The following is a 21159-nucleotide window of genomic DNA, read 5'->3' as shown; positions in this document are numbered from 1 at the left end:
CGCTAAAGCGCAGCGGCCAGTCGTGTGCCCTGGTCAATGGCACGCTTGGCATCAAGTTCGCCAGCCACATCGGCGCCGCCGATCACGTGCACCTTCACACCCTTGGCTTCCAACGCGTCCGCCAGAGAGCGCTCGCTGACTTGCCCTGCGCACATCACAATATTGTCGCACTCGATCAACCTTGGGTTCTCACGCGCCTCGCCAAAGCTCACATGCAGACCATTTTCATCAATCCGTTCGTAGTTGACCCCAGCGACCATCTCGACGTTCTTCATCTTGAGCGCAGCACGGTGAATCCAGCCCGTTGTTTTGCCAAGCCGCTTGCCGTGGCGCTCTGCCTTACGCTGAAGCAGCGTAACCTGCCGCGCAGCCGGGTCTGGCTGTGGGCCTTCAGGCGCAAGCCCACCACGTGTTTGGGAAGGGTCACCCACCCCCCACTCTTCTTTCCACTCGGCAAGGTCCATCGTTGGGCTCACGCCCTGATGAACCAGAAATTCGCTTACATCAAAGCCGATCCCGCCAGCGCCCACAACAGCCACCCGCTTGCCCACAGGCACTTTACCCCGCAACACATCAACATAGCTAAGCACATGTGGCATATCTTGCCCCTCGATCTGAGGATCACGTGGTAAGACACCTGTAGCAACGATGACCTCGTCATAGCCGACAAGGTCTTCAGCGCGCACAGCCTCACCCAGCTCTAGCGCAACACCGTACTTGGCAGCCATCGTGCCAAACCAGTCGACAAAGCCCCAAAACTCTTCTTTGCCAGGGATTTGCTTGGCCATATTCAGCTGCCCACCGATCTCTTGCTCTCGGTCAAACACTGTCACGGTGTGGCCGCGCTCGGCCGCTGCAATCGCTGCGCTCATGCCTGCTGGCCCCGCGCCCACAACTGCTATTTTCTTGGGAGCCGATGTTGCCTCAAGCGTCAATTCTGTCTCAAAGCAAGCGCGCGGATTTACAAGGCAGCTTGAAATCTTGCCTTGAAAGGTATGGTCAAGGCAGGCCTGATTGCAGGCAATACAAGGCGCAATCTCGGCGCTGCGGCCCTCTTCAGCCTTTTTCACAAAATTGGGGTCTGCCAAAAAAGGGCGCGCCATACTCACAAGGTCGGCACAGCCGTCTGCCAAAACCGCTTCGGCCACCTCGGGCATATTGATCCTGTTTGAAGTGATCAGCGGAATACCCACTTTACCCATCAGCTTTTTTGTCACCCAAGCAAAGCCCGCGCGTGGCACGCTTGTTGCAATCGTGGGGATGCGGGCCTCGTGCCAGCCGATCCCGGTATTGATCATAGTTGCGCCAGCCTTCTCCACCTCTTGGGCCAGTTGCACCACTTCATCATGCGTCGAGCCATTGGGGATCAGATCAATCATCGACAGGCGATAGATGATGATAAAATCATCACCCACAGCGGCCCGTACCCGCTTCATTATTTCGATCGGGAGGCGCATACGGTTTTCGTAAGAGCCACCCCAACGGTCAGTGCGCTTGTTCACATGTGTGACAAGGAACTGGTTGATAAAGTACCCCTCCGATCCCATCACCTCGACGCCGTCATAGCCTGCCGCTTTCGCATTGGCCGCAGTACGGGCAAAATCGGCAATCTGCTTCTCGATACCGTCTTCGTCGAGCTCCTTGGGCGCAAAAGGCGAAATAGGAGATTTGACAGGCGAAGCGCTTACACATTCAGGCCCGTAAGCATAGCGCCCGGCATGCAAAATCTGCATCGCGATCTTGCCCCCTGCCGCATGGACGCGGTCTGTCACGATCTTGTGGTTGGCTATGTCGGCTTCAGTATAGAGCCCCGCCGCACCGGGGAAAACGCCGCCCTCATTGTTCGGGGCTATCCCGCCTGTTACCATCAGAGACACACCACCACGCGCGCGCTCGGCATAAAACTCTGCCACACGGTTCCAATCTTTGGTTTCTTCCAGATTGGTGTGCATCGACCCCATGATGACGCGGTTTTTCAGCGTGGTATGGCCCAGATCAAGTGGCGCGAGCATATGTGGGTAGTGCGTCATGATGAAACTCCCTGTTTGAGAGCCAAAATGCCTTATCTGACAGCTCCTGTCACCCACTACGCCGCGTCAAATATCAGCCACCTTCATCAGCCTTCATGGCGATTTGGTGTTGCCAGAGTTACCTCAAGTGCTCTCTACACAGTGGCGTCTGAAAGCCCGCTTCAGCATATCAAGCTCTTGGCGCAAAAGGTCGACTTCAGCGCGCAAATCCTCATCCAGAGCTTCGCCAGACAAAAGCGAAAAGCTCGCGAGGCTTTCATCGGTCACGCTGTCTTGTACGATGATCGTTCTGATCCCGTCCGAAACGGCTTCGGCAGGCACAGGCACAATCATCTCCCAATCGCCTTCACCGCCCGCCTTCAAGCTCACACCCAGCACCGGCTTGCCATCAAGCGTCACACTCAGCTTTGGCGTCTCTGCAATGGCCGTACCGTCAGCACGGCTGACAACAGCATTCCAACGCGCCTCAATCATTCGGCGCTTTGTGACCACAAATTCGCTCATTTCGCCTCCTTAAAGCTCGGCTCTTGGCCGCCGGCTCAATGTTAGATCCCTAATAACAACCTGGTTCATCTCAGGCCCCTCAAAGATCAGATCAAGCCAGATCCGTTCGACCCGTTTCTCGTTTAACTTCGTGTAAGCCAAGTCAAACTCAACCATCACATCCTGTTGGTTCAGCGGCAGCTCCCGCACAATTTGCTCTGTGTTCGGCCCATGCTTGATGTTAAGCCGCGCAAATATCTCAAGCGGCTTCTCAAGCTCGACAATCGTCTGAATACGCAGCAAATGCTTGCGCAAAAGCCCGCGCGCTGCCTCTTCGGGCAGATCCACTACAACAGACAAAAACGAGCCATCAAACCGAAACACATCCAGCCGCAACCCATAAGGCGCCAAGTCGGCTTCACGACGATTTCTGATCTGGCGCAGGGTCAGCTCTGAATGCTGGCAATCGTGAAAGAGGGTCACTTCGCGCCCCAACATCGACTTCGTTTCAGCCGAGCTCAAACCAGGGCTGGCCAAAGGCCCACGCCACAGCTCGGGTCGCCAGGCCCATTCAGAGTCAAAGGGCTTATCAAAAGCTTGAGAGCCGATCATCGGAAGAGCCAGCCGTTCATCAGCGATATGAATAAGTGTATCCAGCTGTGTCTTGATCTTACGCGCATCGGCCCGCTCTGCGCGCAGCTTTTCAAGGCCTGTGCCACGAGCGCGGCGCGCGGCGCGCTGCCAGCGCTTCAAAGACAGCCGGTAAAGCCCACGTTTTAAAACTGCACCGCCAAAGGAAAACGCCATCACACAAAACTGCCAAAACACAAAACTGGATTAATTGTCACTCTACTGGAAACAGAGTTAACGAAAAGGCCTCATTTCATAAAATAGCTAAACAATTTCAGTGATTTTCGCCCAAAGAGACGTGCACAAACAGCCAGAACAACCCTAGGATTATTGGCTGGGAGCCTCTGTGCTCGCGCTCAAAACAGCCTCTGCAAAATCAATGAGCAGCGTCTTGCCCACATCACCTGCAGCAGCACCGCCCACTTCAGCATAAACAGCCAAGCCCACAAGGTAGCCATTCACTTTCAACGCACCCCGCCAGTGCGTTGGGTCAGATTGCGGAATGATTGCTTCGCCACCAGCCGCCAATTGCACCAAACTGATGCCATCGCCATCTTCAAGATAAATCGGCTCTTCGGCGGCAAACACCTCTGCCAGTGCCTGAGCTGAAATATCACCACCCAAAGCGCCAACAGGCTGCACTTGAAGTGTCAGAATTGCGGTTTCAAGCCCCAGACCATCGGCGCGCGCATCCAGCGCAGCACAGGGCGCAATCAAGGCAAAGCCGCCTGTGCGCCCCGTTTTGACTGATCGTTTGTCAATGCAAAACCCCGGGGGGCCTTTCGCCGTCACACCGCTCGGTACAATCACGGAGCTGGCCAAAGCAAAACTGCGCTGGCCAGTCTGGGCTGTGTCCGTTCCACCCGCACCAGTGTCTTGAGCCTGTAGCTCAAGACACCCGCTCAGGGAAAAAGCCGCAATAAGCGCAACACCCGCGCGCCAGAGCGCTGGCCTAGAGGTCCATGTAAACATGCTTTTCAGCCTTGGCACCCGGATGCGTAACCGCACCCTTGTAAGTTGCGCCCACAAGCTGGGAGAACTTCCAGACAGCCCCAGAAGCGTAAATCGTCTCGCGCGGGCCTTTCCATTCAGCCTTGCGCTTGGCCATCTCATCTTCCGTCAAATCAACAGAAAGCTCACCCTTGATTGCATCAATCGTGATCATGTCACCCGTTTTCAAAAAGGCGATCGGCCCGCCATGGGCCGCTTCAGGCCCGACATGCCCCACACAGAAACCGCGTGTTGCGCCAGAAAAGCGCCCATCGGTGATGAGAGCAACCTTCTTGCCCATACCCTGCCCCGAGAGAGCCGCCGTTGTCGAAAGCATCTCGCGCATACCCGGGCCACCCGCGGGGCCTTCGTTGCGGATCACCAGCACTTCGCCTTCTTTATAGGCTCGGTTTTGCACAGCTTCAAAAGCGTCTTCTTCACACTCAAACACACGTGCAGGGCCAGTGAACACCTGATCTTTCGCAGCAATACCAGCCACTTTGACAATAGCACCCTCAGGCGCAACATTTCCTTTGAGGCCTACAACGCCCCCAGTCTTTGTGATCGGTGTTTCGATCGGGTAGATGACTTTTCCGTCGGCCTCACCCTCAATCTGGTCGAGCGCCTCGCCCAAGCTCATGGCTGCAACGGTCATACAGTCTTCATGCAACAAGCCAGCTTTGCGCAGCTCTTTCATCACAACAGGGATCCCCCCCGCCTCGTACAAGTCTTTCGCAACATATTCGCCACCTGGCTTCAGGTCGACAAAGTAAGGCGTGTCACGGAAAATGTCGCAAACATCTTCAAGGTAGAACTCGATGCCCGCCTCATGCGCCATCGCTGGCAAGTGCAGCGCGGCATTGGTGCTGCCCCCCGTACAGGCAACCACACGCGCCGCGTTTTCAAGCGACTTGCGCGTGACAATATCGCGCGCACGAATGTTCTTCTCCAACAGGTTCATAACAGCAGTGCCCGAGGCCGCCGCATATTGGTCACGGCTCTCGTAAGGGGCTGGTGCGCCTGATGAGTTGAGCAGCGCAAGCCCGATAGCTTCGCTGACGCAAGCCATGGTGTTGGCCGTAAATTGCCCGCCACACGCGCCCGCACTCGGGCAGGCCACCCGCTCCAAGACAGCCAGCGCCTCGCTTGAAAGCGTCCCGTTCTGGTGGCGGCCAACCGCCTCAAACATGTCTTGCACCGTCAGATCACGCCCCGCGAGATCTTCAGGAATACCCGCATCCGTCGGCGCACGGCCCGGCAAAATAGAGCCCCCATAAACAAACACAGACGGCACATTGAGACGGATCATCGCCATCATCATCCCAGGCAAGGATTTATCACATCCCGCAAGACCGACGAGCGCATCATAGCAATGCCCCCGCATTGTAAGCTCGACAGTGTCGGCAATAGCCTCACGGCTTGCCAAAGACGAGCGCATGCCCTCATGGCCCATCGCGATACCGTCGGTCACAGTGATCGTCGTAAATTCGCGTGGACTCCCATGCGCCTCACGCACACCAGCCTTGGCTGATTGTGCCTGACGGTTCAGAGAGATGTTACAGGGAGCCGCTTCGTTCCAGCATGAGGCGACACCAACAAGCGGCTGATGAATTTCTTCCTCAGTCATACCCATCGCGTGATAAAACGAGCGATGCGGCGCCTTTGAAGGCCCCTCGGTTACGTGGCGGCTCGGCAGTTTTGATTTGTCAAATTTGGTCATTTTGTTGTCCCCCCTGTCAGCGTTGACACAAGAGATAGGCAGACAACGGGCATGGCACAAGTAGAGATGCCGCCTCATCCAAGGCTGCGGTAGCTCTCTTCCGTCGTTTGCGCAAAAGCTCCAAGTCGTTTCTTGAGCCGCTTTGAGACATTTCCACGCGCCAGTTTGAGCGATTGCACAAGCAGCCGCGCTGCCAATGTCTGTGGAACCAGCTCCAGATCGATGCTCATGCGCGTGCGCTCTTTTGACATGGCAACCAGCTGCAAAACCAAAACAATCTCCAAGCCCTTTGTGCTGCTTTTGGCCGTCAGGCTGTTGGGCACATCCACATCGAGAAGCTCGATCCGCATTGTGCGCTCTTTGCCGCGAAAGCTGAAAATGGCTTTCCAAGCCATGCCTGCACAAGGCCCTTCCAGCGCGTCCAGCCTTGTCACATCCGCCCCGCGCCGCAGCGCTTGGCGTGTGAAGCCATCAAAGTCGCTCACGGCGGCAAAGACATGCGCGATAGGAGCCTCGATATCTTGTTTGCCGGAAAAATTCATACTCGTTATGCCTCGTTAGGGTCTGCTACGCGTCTTGGAGTTTAGAGATCATGTAAGCCGATCTGCCAGCCAGTTCCAAAGTAAAAAATGTGCAATTGCGCCTTTTCTTGCGGGTTGAAGCATCGGGTGCTCACCCGCAAAGGCTTGCGCGATCTCTTCGCGCGTGAACCACGCCGCATCTTCCAGCTCGTTTGGGTCAAGCGTGATCTCGCTGTTTTCAGCCAGACCAGCGCATCCGATCATCAGCGAACTCGGGAACGCCCAAGGTTGGCTGGCCAGATAACCGACCTCACCGACACGGATACCCGCCTCTTCAAAGACCTCACGGCGCACCGCCGCCTCAACAGTTTCGCCCGGCTCCACAAAGCCGGCCAAAAGCGAATACATTCCCTCAGGCCAACCTGGCGAACGCCCCAGCAACACAGAGTTCCCCCGCGTAATCAACATAATCACAACAGGGTCGGTGCGCGGAAAGTGCTGTGTGTTACAACTGGGGCAAGAGCGCTGCCAGCCCGCCATCACCATCTGGCTCTCGGCTCCACAGGCCGCACAAAACCGGTGGGAGCGATGCCAACCAAGCACAGCCCGCGCCACGGCAGCCAATTCCGCATCTCGCGCCGAAAGGCGTGTCATTGCGCTGCGCAGCTCAAGAAAGCTCTGCGCCTCCTCAAGCATAGGGTGCTGCTGTTCTGTGGGGTCTGCAAACGCACCGAGCGCCGCCTCATCCACCTCATGCGGGATCCAATCAGAAATATCGCTCACAAAGACCAGCTTGCCGCCCTCTTCGCGCCCCAGAAGCAACGGCGCGTTGCCATGCTCTTGCAAGACAACATGATCCATCGGCAGGCGCGCCAGCCTGTCTTTTTCGGCTCCCTCCAAAAGCGGTTTGCCCCGCCAAAGCAAGATCGTCTCGGCATTGCCCTGCGCAATGGCCTCAGCTAAATGATCTGAATTTCCTCGGATCTCTGCCGCACGGTCAAGCCCCGAGCCGCCGAAAGTAACTGTTTCTGCAAGCTTCATCTGATCCCCGCTTGATACCTGTTCGCAGGCTCTGCGCAATCTGGCGCGACCTGGTTGCTTTGACTACCCCGCATAAACACGCGCAAAACAGATAGGGCAAGCAGCGCACGTTGCCGCAACGACATTTATTGAACAATTCAACCCATACGTGCTACACTTGTGAAGAGCTCTCGCCAATGTCGGTTTATGTAAAGGCCCAAGCACCTGACACGTCCAGTCTCCCCACGCCAAGCGGCATGCGTCGTAAATCTTCGGGTTTTGCAGACATCCGATATTCACGGCCACGTTCTGGCGTTTGATTACAACAATAACAAAACATTCAAGCACCGCGGTCTCTCGCGCACAGCGGTCTATATCAAGCAAGCTCGTGCAGAAACACAGCACAGCCTTTTGCTGGATGTGGGTGACTTCCTACAAGGCTCGCCGCTGGCTGACACCCACGCGAATACGTCACAATCTGGCGCGCACCCGGTGATCACAGCTATGAATACGCTGGCATATGATGCGGTCACACTTGGCAATCACGATCTTGATTTTGGCCTTGAGCACCTTGCAGAGGCTCTGAGCACAGCCAACTTCCCAGTTGTATCGGCAAACCTCAGGCTACCAGCCAGCCACAGGCTCTCCAAGCAGATCAAACGCTTCACAATCCTTGAGCGCGAAATACCCGAGCAGAACGAACCACTGCGCATCGGTGTCACTGGCTTCTTACCCGACGATACGCTCGACAGTTCTACATCCCAAAACAGTTTGGTAGACTGCACTCCTGTGGCCCCTGCGCTCGCGCAAGCTTTGAGCGATATGGAGCAAGCAGGCGTCGACGTCATCATCGTTCTCGCGCACTCGGCTCTGGACGCCGACGCAGGTACCGAAACCAAGGAAGCTCTTGTCAATGTTCTGGCCAAAAATGAAAAAGTTTCCCTGATACTTGGCGGACATACCCATGAAGTCAGCGCCACAAACGGGGTCGGCACAAACACGGCAGCCCTATCTGGCCACCCAACCCTCATTGCAGGCGCTTGGGGCGAACATATGGGCCAAGCCGACCTGACACTGACCTCAAACACATCAGGCTGGGACGTCAGCAAAACGCAGCTTCAAACCCATCGCAATCCGGCTGAAGCACGCGAGTGCGTCATGATCGTTGATGCCTTACAAGGCCATCACCGCAAAACCTTGTCAGAGGTGTCTCGCCCCCTCGGCGAAACCACCCAACAGATCGACAGTTTCTTTGCCTTGGCAAAAGACAACGCAGGCCTCCAGCTTTTAGCCAAGAGCTTTGAAGACCATATCCGCACAGCCCTTGCCAACACAGAGCATAAAGACACACCTGTTCTCTCGGTCGTGTCTCCCTTCCGCTCGGGCGGACGGGCAGGCGCAACCCACTATTGCCACATCCCGAAAGGCACAGTCGCCCATCGCGATATCGACAAGCTCTACAGCTTTCACGACACGCTCTGCGCGCAAAGCATCACAGGCAAAGCGCTGCGCATCTGGCTTGAAATGAGCGCAAGCGTCTTCGCTCACCTCTCCCAAGGTGCACAAGACGCCCCCCTGCTTGACCCAACCTTCCCCGGCTATTTGTTTGATGTGATCCCCCAGCTTGACTACGAAATCGATATCTCGCGCCCCGCGCTCTTTGACGCGCAGCGCCGCTATCTCAGCGGGCCAAAAAGCGAGGGGCGCATCTCGCGGCTCAGCTACCGCGGCAAACCCGTGCAAGACAAAGACCACTTCATACTCGCCTCCAGCTCCTATCGCGCCAAGACGAAGTGGCCAGAGCCTTCGTGCCCAGAAGTGCCCAAGCTTATTCTGGACACTCAAGAAACCTGCCGCAGTGTGCTGAGCACACATATCAGCAACCAAGGCACAATCAGCCCTGTGGCGCACCCGTCATGGCGCTTTAAGCCAATGCCCCACACAACAGCCAGTTTTCTAACATCACCCAAGGCTGAAAGCTGCCCCGCGCAAGGGATCGAGTTTATCCGAGCAACAGCAGCGGGTTTCTCCGAAATGCGCCTCTCCCTTTCAGGAACAGGCCATGCACAGCCTCTTGCGAATCCGCTCGGAGCGGCCTATATCCTCCCTTGAGAGGTTGGCGCGGGCAGGCGCCTCGCCAACCCGGTCAGATCCGGAAGGAAGCAGCCGCAACGAGACCCGCTTGGGTCGTGTTCAGCCTCTCACCCAGCTCCCTTTTGGGCTGGTTCGGCCACAGAGCCACTCTAACGAGCTGGCATGAGTGGCATTAGACGTCAGTAGTCTTTCTCAAAAAACAGCCCGATTCCCGTCTTGCCTTCTGTGTCAACAGACCCGCGCAGCTTGGCCGCGTTTGAGAGATCAAGGTTAAGGTTGATGGTGCTTTGACCAGTGCTATCAATTTCAACCTCGGTATAAGCCCCATCGCTGATGTACTTCCCCGCGCGCAAAGAGGTTTCGCCTGTATCACTCGTACTGATATCAAGTTCATCCACGCCCGTTTTCTGGCGTAGCTTCTCCACAACTCCGGTACCACCTCGGCCCGCAAGCGTGGCCACAGCCGAAGCGAGCTGCACGGCCTGAAGCGCAGACATAGAGGTCACATCGCGGCCAAAAAGCAGCTGGGCCAAAACCTCGTCACTCGGCAGTTCCGGCTCCGACGTAAATTCGATCTCGGGCGCATCCGCAGGCCCCGACACAGTGACAAACACAACTGCGTCATCCGTGCTCGTGCTCGCCACCAGCCGCAACTGAGGGATCAGGCTGCCTTGCAACAGCGCCGAACCCTCTTCAAGATTGAGGCGCTTGCCCAGGATATCCAGCCGGCCACGGATCAGCTCAAACCGCCCCTTCGGAACAATATCGGCCGTTGTCCCCGTCATCTGCACGCGCCCCCCAAGCTCGGCGTCAAGCCCGCGACCACGCACAAAAATCTGCTTCTCCGCGACGATCTCTACATCAATCCCAAGGCCCGAGCCTTGCTGTGCCTCCGCACTCGCCGCCTCGGCCAGAAGCCCTGCAAATGAGCGTGTCTGGCGCACCGCAGCAGGCTCGTTCACATGCGTGATATCAGGAACATCTCCAAAAGCGCCAATCCCCGTCGACGGGATCCGCAGCTCCGTCTCATCCAAAAAGAGCCGCCCCGTGACAATCGGCTGGCGCGCGAGCGCCCCCCCGAGCGTTAGGGCACCGTTCACGCGCGTAGAATAGAGCTTGGCGCTACTCACCGTAACATTGCCAACATCCATCTCCACACTGGCCGCATAGGGCGCGCGCAAGCTCACTCGGCCTTGCGCCTCAACCTTGCCACCTGACGCGACATTTGAAGTCGCACGAACCTGCGCATTGCCCTCGGCAAGGGTCACCACGGCGTCAATATCCGTCAGCGCATTGCGCACAGCAGGCAGCGACAGCCGCGCATCCGACGTCCGCACCTCGCCCCTCAAGGACGAAAGCGCCAACGGGCCGTTCAAAACAATATCAAACTGCGCAAACCCCTGCGCCGAGTTGGGCTTGAGCCTGCGGTTCAACAGGCCAAGCGGCACTCTCCCTGTCATGTTGAGAGCGGCCGTCTGCCCCGTGGCAGCCACCTGTCCATCTACAGTGACAGCGCTGCCGCCCGGCCCGGCAGCACGCGCCGCAAGCCCCCAGTTTTCGCCAGCTTGCTCAAGAGTGGCATCAAGGCTGGCGGCTCCGTCCAAGTCAGGCAAAATCCAGGCGATCGACCCAATCTTCCCACTCACATTGGCGCGTATGGCGCCTCCGTTTGGCACAGTGACTTGCGATGTCAGCTCAATGGCGCGCGGCCCCGTGCCCGCGACTGTCACACGCCAGCCTGCCGCATCTTCCAGCGCCTCACCAGTGACTGTGGCAGGCCCGTTCAACCCCTCCACATAAGCCCCCGCATCCTTGAGCATCGCAGCAAATGTCACGGCGCCATCTCCCGTGGCCAAACGCCCCCGCGCATCGACCGTGCCTCCAGCCGCCTCGATATCAAACCCGCGCAGCAAGAGCCCGCTTCCGTCGCGCACAACAGACGCCTGCATCGTGCTCACCCCCCCGAGCAACCGATCCACCTCTGCGATGCCGACACTCAGGTCTGTCGCCTCGGCGCTCACCGCGAGATCGCCTTCTCCACTCAGCAGCGCAGCACGCCCCGTCAGCTGCGCAGATAAAGCACCAGCGAGCGGCTGCCCCGCAAGGTTTGAAAACCTTGCAAGGCTCGCAGCTCTCACCGTCACAGCTCCGTCCACGGCAAAAGCCTCGTCCAAACCAGAGACCCGCGCCGCACCCGTAACACTCATGCCAGTGGCCTCAGCGGCAAAGGTCTTTACATCCAGCGGCGCACCGTCCTGCCACGCCAGATCAGCCAGCAGGCTCACGCGCGTGCCAATCGCCTCGGCCAAGGCCTCATCCCCAAGAGAAATAGCGTCAGCACGCCCGTCAATCCGCGCGGTAACCTGTCGTTTTGCGCCGCGCTTGATCTGCCCACCCGCAGAAACATCAAGCGTGCCAAGGCTCACATCATCCCGCTGGAATCCAAGCATCTGGGAGCGTAGTGACCACGTGTCGCCAGAGCGGCTGTCAAACTGAGCGTTCAGCGTGGCCCGCTGAACCCGCGTTTCGGCTCCACCAATCGGCAAGAGCGAAGGCGCACCAGAGGCATCTTGCAAAATCCCGTCCAAAGCAAAGGCCTCTGGCAAGCCATCCGCCGCCAAAACCATATTGCCCGAAAGCTGCAAGCCCGCCGCTTTAAGCGCAAGCTCATCAAGCGCCACACGCCCATCGTCAAAAAGGCTCACCTGCGTGGTCAGCGCCACATCTTCGCCAAGAAAGCGACGGTACTGCGGCGCAAAGAGCGGGGTCAAATCGCCAGCGATATCAGCCTCGATCAACCTCGCGACACCCTCCAGAGTGCCTGCGCCTGCTTGCGTGCTGATCTCTCCCACAAGGCGCTCCTGCCCCGCACTGCTCAACGCCACGCGCGCCGTAAAGTCATCAATAGGAGCTGCGCCTGCAATACGCACATCCAAGGGCGGCTTATCTGGCAAGTTCAGAAGAGTGGCGACGATACCATCTGCCCCCTCGCGCAAAGACAGATCCAGCGAAAGCGCGCGGCTCTCGTTTGCAAAACCTGCGGTCAGGTTAAAGGCCCCGTCAGGCCCGCCCTGACGCACAATCGCAAGTTTGGCCGCCCCCTGCCCCCCTGCAAGCGTCACATTCCCGCTCACCGTGGCTTGCACCGCCACACCCACAACGGGTTGGCCAAGCGTCACTTTCTTAAGAGAGATTGCCCCGACCCGCAGGCTCACGGGCAGCTCGGGCAAAGCAAACGGCGTAGCCTCGGGGCTGGGTGTTGCACCCCCACTCTCTGGCAAACGTGGCATATCCAGCTCTGCGGCCGACAGCTCGTTGATGTCAATTTCACCGCGCAACACAGAGGCGCGGTTCCAGTCGAGCACAGCATCTGACAAAATAAGCCAGACACCTTTCTCATCGGCGATTGTAAGCTTTTCCATCGTCGCGCGCGAACTCAGCGCGCCTGCAAACCCCGTGATGCTCACCTGATAGCCACTGCCAGACAGCGCATCCTCAAGGTAGCGGGTCATCATGTCTTTGTCGTCTTCTGCGGCAGCCGAAGCCGCTTGCACCATAAACAACAGAAGAGCAAATATCAGCCGCATCAAAACGCCTGCCCAATGCCGACATAGACTTCAAAGCTGTTGTCACTTTCCCCCGAAACAGGCACCGCCAGATCAAGCCTGATCGGCCCAAGCCCGGTCTGATAGCGCAGCCCAACGCCCGCGCCACTGTGCCAATCACCCGAGCCATCATAGCCACTGTTCGCCCCGATATAACCAAGGTCATAAAAGCCAACGGCAGAGAACGTGTCATTGAGCTTCACCCGCGCCTCCCCAGACAGGCCAACAAAAGCGCGCCCGCCCGTCTCGACCCCACCCGTGGTCACAAAAAGCGACTGGTAGGAATGGCCGCGCACCGTGCCGCTCCCGCCAGAGAGGAACAAAAGATCAGGCGGTGTCTCGTCAATCTCTGAGCCAACAACTGTCCCGAGCTGAAAGCGCGCCGCCAGAACGACAGTCTCATCAGCGCCAAGCCCGCGGTAAGCACGCGCGTCCAGATATCCGCGCGCACCAGAAGACGAGTCCCCCAGCCCGTAATAGGGCATCGCTTCCGCGCGCAGAAATGTTCCGCGCGTCGGGTTCAACTTGTCGTCGCGGCTATCCCAAGTTGCGCCTATGCGCAGCATAAGGTGGGAATAAAGCGTGGTCACAGTATCGACCCGCGCATCACTATATTCATAGATCAGCGCCGTATCGCCCGTGAGCGCTTCGGAGTAATATTTGCTGAAGCCCACTTCAAGACTGCCTTGGCGCAAGAAGTACAGCGGCTCATCGAGCTGGCTGATCTCGGCCAGCAGCTTCAGGTCGGTGTCTTTCTCCAGTGTCGAGGGCCGTGTGAGGCTGGCTTGGAGGCTATAGTCAGGCTCGTCATCCTCCCCCAGCAGCCCCGCAACTTCGCCTTCAATCCGAAAGCGCTCGGCACCGCCACTCAGGTTGCGATGCAACCAGAAGCCAGAGAGTGTCAGCCCCTCCGCCGAGTGCAACTCCGCCCCAAAGCCATAGCGGCGCGGTTTGGCATCGGCGAGTGCAAGCTCCACATCCATTGTGCCATCCGCGCGCACAGTGTCCGCCTCGCGCAGTGCCACAGAGGCAAAAACACCCGTACGGCGCAAACGCGTGGCAGCCCGCTCCAATGCTTCAGGGTCAAAAATTTCACCCGTCGGAACCCCAGCAATCTTGCGAATACGGTTGAGGCGCACCGCGCTGCCCTCTTCGATGTTAAGGGCCCCAAAGCGCACACGGGGGCCTGTGTCGATCCCGAGATCGACATCAAGCTCGCCACGCCCGTGGTTGGCTACGACGCTCTCTCGAGCCACACGCGCCTTGGCATATCCAACCGCGCGCCACCCGCCCACGCCCGCCTGCGCGGCATCTCGAATGGTCGAAAGCTCGGCGACGGCACCGCTGCGAAACCGGTCAGGCGCCGCCGTTCCCTCCGGGAGCGGTGCAATCTTTGCCACCCCCAGCTTGAAAGCGCGCCCAGACTCAACACGCAGGTCAACGCGGACAACCGGCCCCAAGCGGGCCAACGGCGGGATATCCGCGGCTTCACGACCATCAACTCTGATAGAGACAACGGGGCCATAGTATCCACGCTCGTAAAGGGCGCTCACTAATCGGCCATAATCTGCCTGTGCGGCAGCCAGAATGTCTTGCGCACTTGCAACACCTTCGCGCCGCACCGCCAAGACAAGCGAGGCCGCCGAAAGCTCGTCCTTGAGCGCCTCCACCTCGGGTGAAAGTTGCAAATTGGCGTCAAACGCAGAAACAGGGCCGCAGACACAGGCAAAACCGAACGATATCAGCGCAATACGCGCCCTGAAAAAACTGATCATCACATTCATTGATTGCCAACTTTCGACATCACGGCGTCACGCAGCCGTTCGGTCACCTCGTGAAAAGCCACTCTGCTCTTTGCTGGCAAAGAAATAAATGCCCCCCAGTGAAAGAACAAGGCAAGAAACCGTGACACGCCAAGGCGCACCCGCCTCAAGCCCCCTCCGCAGCCGCCGCACGCACAACGGTCGCCATCTCGCGCAACTCGCCTATCAGCGGGCTGCTCTTGCGCCACACCATACCGACACTGCGTGTTGGCTCAGGCGCAGCAAACCGCGCCAAAGAAACCGCCGCAGAGCGGGTTTCAACAGGCACCGCCATTTCAGGTATCAGCGTCACGCCCATTCCAGCGCCAACCATCTGCACCAGTGTCGACAAAGAGCTCGCGTCAAACCCGTCGCGCGGGCGCACCTGCGGGATGGAACACACCGAAAGCGCCTGATCACGAAAGCAGTGCCCTTCCTCCAGCAAAAGCAGCCGCATCTGGCTGAGGCTGTCAGCACTCGGCACAGGCAGGCCCGCCTCGCCTTCGGGGCGCACAAGCACAAAGCGCTCCTCAAACAAAGTCACCTCCTCAAAGCTCGGCTCCGACACAGGCAAAGCAAGGATCGCCGTGTCCAGCCGCCCTTCGTCGAGCTCGGCCACGAGCCTTGAGGTCAGCGTCTCGCGCACCTGAATGTCCAGCCGAGGGTAGCGCGCCGCAAGTGCCTTGAAGACACGGGGCAAAAGATAGGGGGCAATCGTCGGGATAACCCCGAGCCTGAGCCGCCCGCTAAACTGCTCTTGCGCCTTACGCGCCATTTCTTCCAGCGCTTCGGCGCCCCGCAACACATCGCGCGCATGGCGGGCAAAGTCTTCGCCAAAGGCTGTCAGACGCACCTGTCGTGCGGCCCGCTCAAACAGCGCCATACCAAGCTGGCCTTCCAGCTCTTTGATCTGCATCGACAAGGCAGGTTGCGACACCGAGCAGACTTCCGCCGCACGGCCAAAATGCCCCTGCCCCGCCAGAGCCTCAAAATAACGCAACTGCCTAAGTGTAATATTTGCCATAAGAATAAATTATAATAACAATTAGAAAATGCAACTTATTCCTATCGTAACTTTCAGTTAGACCTGTTCCAGGAAACGTAAGATTCGGCGCCAAGCGCGCTCAACTTTTAGGGAGATACAGACCATGGACGGAAACGCAGCAGGCAAATGCCCGGTTATGCACGGAGGCAACACAGCCTCGGGCAATTCAAACATGGAGTGGTGGCCAAACGCCCTGAACCTTGAAATCTTGCACCAGCATGACTCCAAATCCAGCCCGATGGCGCCGAGCTTCAACTATCGCGAAGAGCTGAAAAAGCTTGACGTAGACGCCCTCAAGAAGGACCTGACGGCCCTTATGACTGACAGCCAAGACTGGTGGCCCGCCGATTGGGGCCACTATGGCGGCCTGATGGTGCGCATGGCATGGCACGCTGCAGGCTCCTACCGTCTCGCAGATGGCCGTGGCGGCGGCGGCACAGGCAACCAGCGTTTTGCGCCGCTCAACAGCTGGCCAGACAACGCCAACCTCGACAAAGCACGCCGCCTTCTTTGGCCCGTGAAAAAGAAATACGGCAACAAAATCAGCTGGGCAGACCTTATCCTTCTGGCAGGAAACGTTGCGTATGAGTCCATGGGCTTCAAAACCTTCGGCTTCTCATTTGGCCGCGAAGACATCTGGCATCCTGAGCTTGATACATATTGGGGCGCAGAGAAAGAATGGCTTGCACCTTCAGACTCTCGCTACGGTGACTTGGAAAACCCTGCGACAATGGAAAACCCTCTTGCGGCCGTGCAAATGGGTTTGATCTATGTGAACCCCGAAGGCGTAAACGGGACCCCAGATCCGTTGAAAACCGCCGAGCAAGTGCGCGAAACTTTTGCACGTATGGCGATGGATGATGAAGAAACCGTCGCTCTGACGGCAGGCGGCCATACGGTTGGCAAATGCCACGGCAATGGTGACGCCTCTCTCTTGGGTCCTGAGCCTGAGGCCGCCGATATCCATGAGCAAGGGCTTGGGTGGAACAACCACACCTCACGTGGCGTGGGTCGCAACACGGTTACCAGCGGTATCGAAGGCGCATGGACGACACACCCGACCCAATGGGACAACGGGTATTTCGAGCTTCTGCTGAACCATGACTGGGAACTGAAGAAGAGTCCGGCTGGCGCATGGCAGTGGGAACCCGTCGACATGAAAGAGGAAGACAAGCCAGTTGATGTGGAAGATCCCTCTATTCGCTACAATCCGATCATGACCGACGCCGACATGGCTATGAAAATGGATCCGAAATATCGCGCAATCTCGGAGCGTTTCTATAACAACCCCAAAGAGTTTGACGACGCCTTCGCGCGTGCATGGTTCAAACTCACACACCGCGACATGGGCCCAAAATCCAACTATTTCGGCCCGGAAGTGCCTCAGGAAGACCTCGTGTGGCAAGACCCGATCCCTGCGGGATCAACAAGCTATGATGTCGCCGCAGTCAAAGCGAAAATCGCAGCAAGCGGCTTGTCACTTGAAGAAATGGTCGCAACCGCATGGGACAGCGCTCGCACATACCGCGGCTCCGATATGCGTGGCGGAGCCAATGGTGCACGCATCCGTCTTGCCCCTCAAAAGGACTGGGACGGCAACGAGCCAGCACGCCTTGCACGTGTACTCGAGGTGCTCGAAGCTATCGCAGCCGAAACCGGCGCAAGCGTTGCAGATGTGATCGTTCTCGCGGGCAACCTGGGTGTTGAACAAGCTGCAAAAGCAGCGGGATACGATATCGAAGTTCCGTTTGCGCCAGGCCGTGGAGACGCCACCGACGACATGACAGATGCAGAGAGCTTTGATGTGCTTGAGCCGCTGGCTGATGGCTTCCGCAACTGGCAAAAGCAGGACTATGTGGTCTCACCCGAAGAAATGCTACTCGACCGAGCGCAGCTCATGGGGCTTACAGCACCGGAAATGGCTGTTCTTGTTGGGGGTATGCGTGCAATGGGAACAAACCATGGCAACAGCAAGCATGGCGTTTTCACCGACAGAGCAGGTATGTTGACAACCGATTTCTTCGTCAACCTGACGGATATGGGCAACACTTGGAACCCGACAGAAAAGGGCCTCTATGAGATCCGTGATCGGGCAACGGGCGCAACCAAATGGACTGCAACACGCGTTGATCTCGTCTTCGGTTCCAACTCAATTCTGCGCGCCTATGCAGAGCTTTACGCTCAGGACGACAACGCAGAAAAGTTCGTCGCCGACTTTGTCGCCGCATGGACAAAAGTGATGAACGCAGACCGCTTCGATCTGGCGTAAATCCAAAGCACACAAACGAAAGGGCGCGAAGGCAACTTCGCGCCCTTTTTATGTTTCAGTGCAGCTTACTCGGCAGCCGTCAGGCGCAGCTCGACATCTGCCAGCCCGTCAATCCCGCCAACAATCGTATCCCCCGCCACGACAGGCCCAACGCCCGCAGGCGTCCCTGTCAGGATCACATCCCCCGCGCCCAGATGGTAATAGCGCGACAAGTGGCTGACAATTTCTGCGCAACTCCAGACCATCTCTTCAAGGCACGCATCCTGCCGTATCTCGCCATTCACCGCGAGATGAATCCGCTGGGCAGACACAGCGCCGAATGCCTCAGCGCGTGTGAGCGGCCCGAACACGGCAGAGCCCTCCACATCCTTGCCAAGCGACCAGGGCCTGCGGTTGTCCTTGCCGTCTTGCTGGCGGTCCCGCCGCGTCATATCGAGCGCAGATCCATAAGCATAAATCGCCGCCTGCGCCTCGCCCTCGCCCGCCTGAAACACGGGCGCGCCAAGCGCCATAACCAGCTCCATCTCGTGATGGTAGTTCGCCGTACCGGGCGGATAGGGCAACACCGCGCCGCTCTTCACAGCATGGGCCGCCTGCTTGGTAAAATACCAAGGCGCTTCGCGGTCTACCTCGTTGCCCATCTCGGCGGCATGAGCCGCATAATTGCGCCCCACACAGAATATCCGCCGCACAGGATACAGCCCTGACGTGCCCTGCACATCCAGCGCAAAGACCTCCGGGACATCAAACAAATAGTCGCTCATGGCGTTCTCCCTCTTTTGACCTAGCTTTAGCGAAGGTCACGCCAAGGGAAAAGCGGCTTACTTCTTCTTCACGTATTGGGTGAGAATAACAATCCGCTGCCCTTCAACACGGCCCTCGATGTGCTCGGGGTTCTCCGCCACAAGGCTGATCCCGCGCACCGCCGTGCCACGCTTGGCCGTAAAGCCCGCGCCTTTGACAGGCAGATCCTTGATCAACACCACCGTATCGCCCTGCGCGAGGGGGGCACCGTTGGCATCTTTATGGTTGCTCGCCGCAGCCACATTATCGGCCCAAGCCTGCGTTTCGTCGTCCAGATAAAGCTGCTCGGCCAAGTCCCGCGCCCAGCCTTCGCCGTCCAGCCGCTTGAGCATCCGCGCGGCGAGCACCTGCACCGCCACATCCTCGCTCCACATAGCCGAAGCCAGCCCGCGCCAATGGTTGGCATCAGGCTCACCCGCAATCTGCTCGGCACAAACGCCACACAGATCAACAGACGCGCCCACAGGCCCGCCCTCTACGTCAAAAGCAATCAACTCCGCATCAGCGGCGCACATCGGGCAAGTCATAAGGCAATCTTTCTTTTTGTTCGCCCCGCCTTACAGGCGCGCGCGTGCAATGTCTTCAGCTGTTGTCGTAGACCGCCTTGGCCACATACCATGTGACAGGAAGAGACACGAGAAAGCCCAGCAACGCTGACAACAAAACAGGCTGGAGCGTGTCATAGCCCATCGTCAGGGCTGCAATCATGGCCACACCTGCAAGTGTCGTGCCGATAAACAAGTGAAAGATAAGCGCAATACGGAGCATGAATGTCCCTTTCCATGGCTGATATTTGAAGCGACCCTAGGCGCGCCCGCACAGGCCGTCTTTGATCTGGGTCAGATGTGCGCTCTACGTGGCGCACGCCGCACACAGCGGCGTCGCAGGGAGCAGCTCCAGCCGCGCTGCGGCGATATCGCCACCACACTTGACACACACACCATAGGTGCCCGCCTCAACCCGTGCCAAAGCCGCATCGATCTGGCGCACTTCCGCCAACTCCTGCGCACCGAGGGCTTCAAGCACCTCATCGCCCTGCCGCTCGGCGGAGCGGTCCTCCCAGTCTTGCGACACGGGCTCGTCAAGCTGGTGCTCCACCTCTGTCAGATGCGATGTCAGCTCGGCCCGACGCGCGAGAAGGGTCTGCTTTGCGAGTTCAATATCCATGTCCGCCTCCCATTGGGTTTCAAAAGAAGGATGAGACGGATCGGGGGCGCGTGCTTTGATTTGGGTCAAGGGGGGAGGAAGCGCATCGCCAGACCGTGGGCAGGCGACCCTACGCTTGTGAGGCGCACTTTATCCCTGCCAAATCCGAAAACTCCCAGAAGGGCGCGCTGCCCTCACCCAATCGCCAGCCCAAGGGGCGGTCTAAGGCAGTGACTCTACATTGAAGCGATCCCCGCGCCCGAACCGAGGGGCAGGAAGCGAAGCGCCCGCCCCGTGGGGGCGGTTCGGGCGCTGCCAAATCAGAGATTTGGCGAGAAAGGTCCGATAGTCCTATACAATTTAGATATCTGATAATTTTAAGAATTATAGGCTAGAGCCAGATTGAGGCAAGAAGCTTAAAATGAAACCTACAAGACTGAAATCAATGGCGAACAGATTCAAAACGTAAAAAATCAAAAGATAAATGGTACCAAAAAACCCTGTTAAGATAGTAGTAAGAAATACTGGGCCCCATAAGGCGATATGAGCTAGTTGACCCTTAGACGCTTTTCTCTCCAAAACCTCAAGTTCTGCAAGCTTTCGATCAATCGTTTTGTTCGAATCTATCATCAGTTGGGAGTATTTTATTGTCTGCCTCGACACGAGAAAAGAGTTCGAAACCGTCCAGATCGCAAATGTCACGAGAGATATAAAAAGCAGCAAAACAATAATTGCCCAGTCTTTAGCTGGAACTGTGCCAGAAGTATTTTGTAAGAGAAGAAATGCTCCAGCGTAAATGACTGTAACATTTACTGTATTGGCTTTTGTAGCATGTTCAATGGACGCAGACTGAACTTCAATTATTTTGTCAAAATATAGTTTCATTTGGCTGTGCTGACTGCGCTTTGCTGCATCGGCAATCATTCCAGCGCATTTTGCTTTGTTTGTCTCTTCAGCCATATTCAAAACCTAACAATCTTTTACCAAGATTCTCACTTCA

At 57.6% G+C, this 21159-nt stretch carries 17 protein-coding genes and 1 other RNA gene; 3 read left to right on the top strand and 15 right to left on the bottom strand.

Annotated features, from left to right (window positions below):
* Window positions 1-2: 2 nt before the first annotated feature.
* The 7 genes from ACTG3X_RS04960 to nudC form a co-directional block, all read right to left on the bottom strand.
* A complete protein-coding gene (locus ACTG3X_RS04960) occupies window positions 3-2030 on the bottom strand; it encodes an FAD-dependent oxidoreductase (protein ID WP_439110137.1) in 2028 nt (675 codons plus the stop codon).
* Between the two features lie 123 nt (window positions 2031-2153).
* Window positions 2154-2534, bottom strand: coding sequence for a hypothetical protein (locus tag ACTG3X_RS04955; protein WP_439110136.1), 381 nt, complete (start codon window positions 2532-2534; stop codon window positions 2154-2156).
* A gap of 9 nt (window positions 2535-2543) precedes the next feature.
* Window positions 2544-3320 carry a DUF6478 family protein gene (locus ACTG3X_RS04950; RefSeq protein WP_439110135.1) on the bottom strand — a complete coding sequence of 259 codons (777 nt, stop codon included), beginning with the start codon at window positions 3318-3320 and terminating at the stop codon, window positions 2544-2546.
* Window positions 3321-3470: 150 nt separating this feature from the next.
* Window positions 3471-4115: a hypothetical protein gene (locus ACTG3X_RS04945; RefSeq protein WP_439110134.1), complete on the bottom strand. Its 645-nt coding sequence runs from the start codon at window positions 4113-4115 to the stop codon at window positions 3471-3473.
* Complete coding sequence (gene ilvD, locus ACTG3X_RS04940) at window positions 4096-5853, bottom strand: dihydroxy-acid dehydratase (protein ID WP_439110133.1); 1758 nt, start codon at window positions 5851-5853, stop codon at window positions 4096-4098. Before ilvD ends, ACTG3X_RS04945 begins: the two co-directional genes overlap by 20 nt.
* 74 nt (window positions 5854-5927) lie before the next feature.
* Window positions 5928-6395, bottom strand: a complete 468-nt coding sequence (locus ACTG3X_RS04935) for an SRPBCC family protein (RefSeq protein WP_439110132.1) — start codon at window positions 6393-6395, stop codon at window positions 5928-5930.
* A 48-nt stretch (window positions 6396-6443) separates the two neighbouring features.
* Window positions 6444-7415 carry an NAD(+) diphosphatase gene (nudC, locus tag ACTG3X_RS04930; protein WP_439110131.1) on the bottom strand — a complete coding sequence of 324 codons (972 nt, stop codon included), beginning with the start codon at window positions 7413-7415 and terminating at the stop codon, window positions 6444-6446.
* Between the two features lie 258 nt (window positions 7416-7673).
* Here nudC and ACTG3X_RS04925 point away from each other — a divergent pair, with 258 nt between their 5' ends.
* Entirely contained in the window at window positions 7674-9506 is a 1833-nt protein-coding gene (locus ACTG3X_RS04925) for a 5'-nucleotidase C-terminal domain-containing protein (protein WP_439110130.1), read from the top strand.
* Window positions 9504-9601: signal recognition particle sRNA small type (gene ffs, locus ACTG3X_RS04920), an RNA gene on the top strand. Before ACTG3X_RS04925 ends, ffs begins: the two co-directional genes overlap by 3 nt.
* A gap of 66 nt (window positions 9602-9667) precedes the next feature.
* Here ffs and ACTG3X_RS04915 read toward each other — a convergent pair.
* From ACTG3X_RS04915 to ACTG3X_RS04905, 3 genes are all read right to left on the bottom strand, one after another.
* Entirely contained in the window at window positions 9668-13075 is a 3408-nt protein-coding gene (locus ACTG3X_RS04915) for a translocation/assembly module TamB domain-containing protein (protein WP_439110129.1), read from the bottom strand.
* A complete protein-coding gene (locus ACTG3X_RS04910; protein ID WP_439110128.1) occupies window positions 13075-14868 on the bottom strand; it encodes an autotransporter assembly complex protein TamA in 1794 nt (597 codons plus the stop codon). Before ACTG3X_RS04910 ends, ACTG3X_RS04915 begins: the two co-directional genes overlap by 1 nt.
* Before the next feature lie 154 nt (window positions 14869-15022).
* Entirely contained in the window at window positions 15023-15919 is an 897-nt protein-coding gene (locus ACTG3X_RS04905) for a LysR substrate-binding domain-containing protein (protein WP_439110127.1), read from the bottom strand.
* Between the two features lie 124 nt (window positions 15920-16043).
* On the opposite strand from ACTG3X_RS04905, the gene katG reads away from it, so the two are divergent.
* Entirely contained in the window at window positions 16044-18209 is a 2166-nt protein-coding gene (gene katG, locus ACTG3X_RS04900; RefSeq protein ID WP_439110126.1) for a catalase/peroxidase HPI, read from the top strand.
* Window positions 18210-18274: 65 nt separating this feature from the next.
* Here katG and ACTG3X_RS04895 read toward each other — a convergent pair whose 3' ends face one another.
* The 5 genes from ACTG3X_RS04895 to ACTG3X_RS04875 form a co-directional block, all read right to left on the bottom strand.
* The gene (locus ACTG3X_RS04895) at window positions 18275-18973 is read right to left on the bottom strand and encodes a fumarylacetoacetate hydrolase family protein (RefSeq protein ID WP_439110125.1); all 699 of its coding nucleotides are present in this window, start codon (window positions 18971-18973) and stop codon (window positions 18275-18277) included.
* Window positions 18974-19030: 57 nt separating this feature from the next.
* Window positions 19031-19540 carry a PhnA domain-containing protein gene (locus ACTG3X_RS04890; RefSeq protein ID WP_439110124.1) on the bottom strand — a complete coding sequence of 170 codons (510 nt, stop codon included), beginning with the start codon at window positions 19538-19540 and terminating at the stop codon, window positions 19031-19033.
* Between the two features lie 55 nt (window positions 19541-19595).
* Window positions 19596-19781 carry a CTP synthetase gene (locus tag ACTG3X_RS04885; RefSeq protein WP_439110123.1) on the bottom strand — a complete coding sequence of 62 codons (186 nt, stop codon included), beginning with the start codon at window positions 19779-19781 and terminating at the stop codon, window positions 19596-19598.
* 84 nt (window positions 19782-19865) lie between these two features.
* On the bottom strand, window positions 19866-20180 hold the full coding sequence (locus tag ACTG3X_RS04880; protein ID WP_439110122.1) for a TraR/DksA family transcriptional regulator: 315 nt from the start codon (window positions 20178-20180) through the stop codon (window positions 19866-19868).
* 363 nt (window positions 20181-20543) lie between these two features.
* Window positions 20544-21119: a hypothetical protein gene (locus tag ACTG3X_RS04875; protein WP_439110121.1), complete on the bottom strand. Its 576-nt coding sequence runs from the start codon at window positions 21117-21119 to the stop codon at window positions 20544-20546.
* Window positions 21120-21159 lie beyond the last annotated feature (40 nt).

This window comes from Lentibacter sp., from assembly GCF_965658795.1.
Lineage (GTDB): Bacteria > Pseudomonadota > Alphaproteobacteria > Rhodobacterales > Rhodobacteraceae > Lentibacter.
This window is presented reverse-complemented; position numbering and strand designations above follow the sequence as displayed.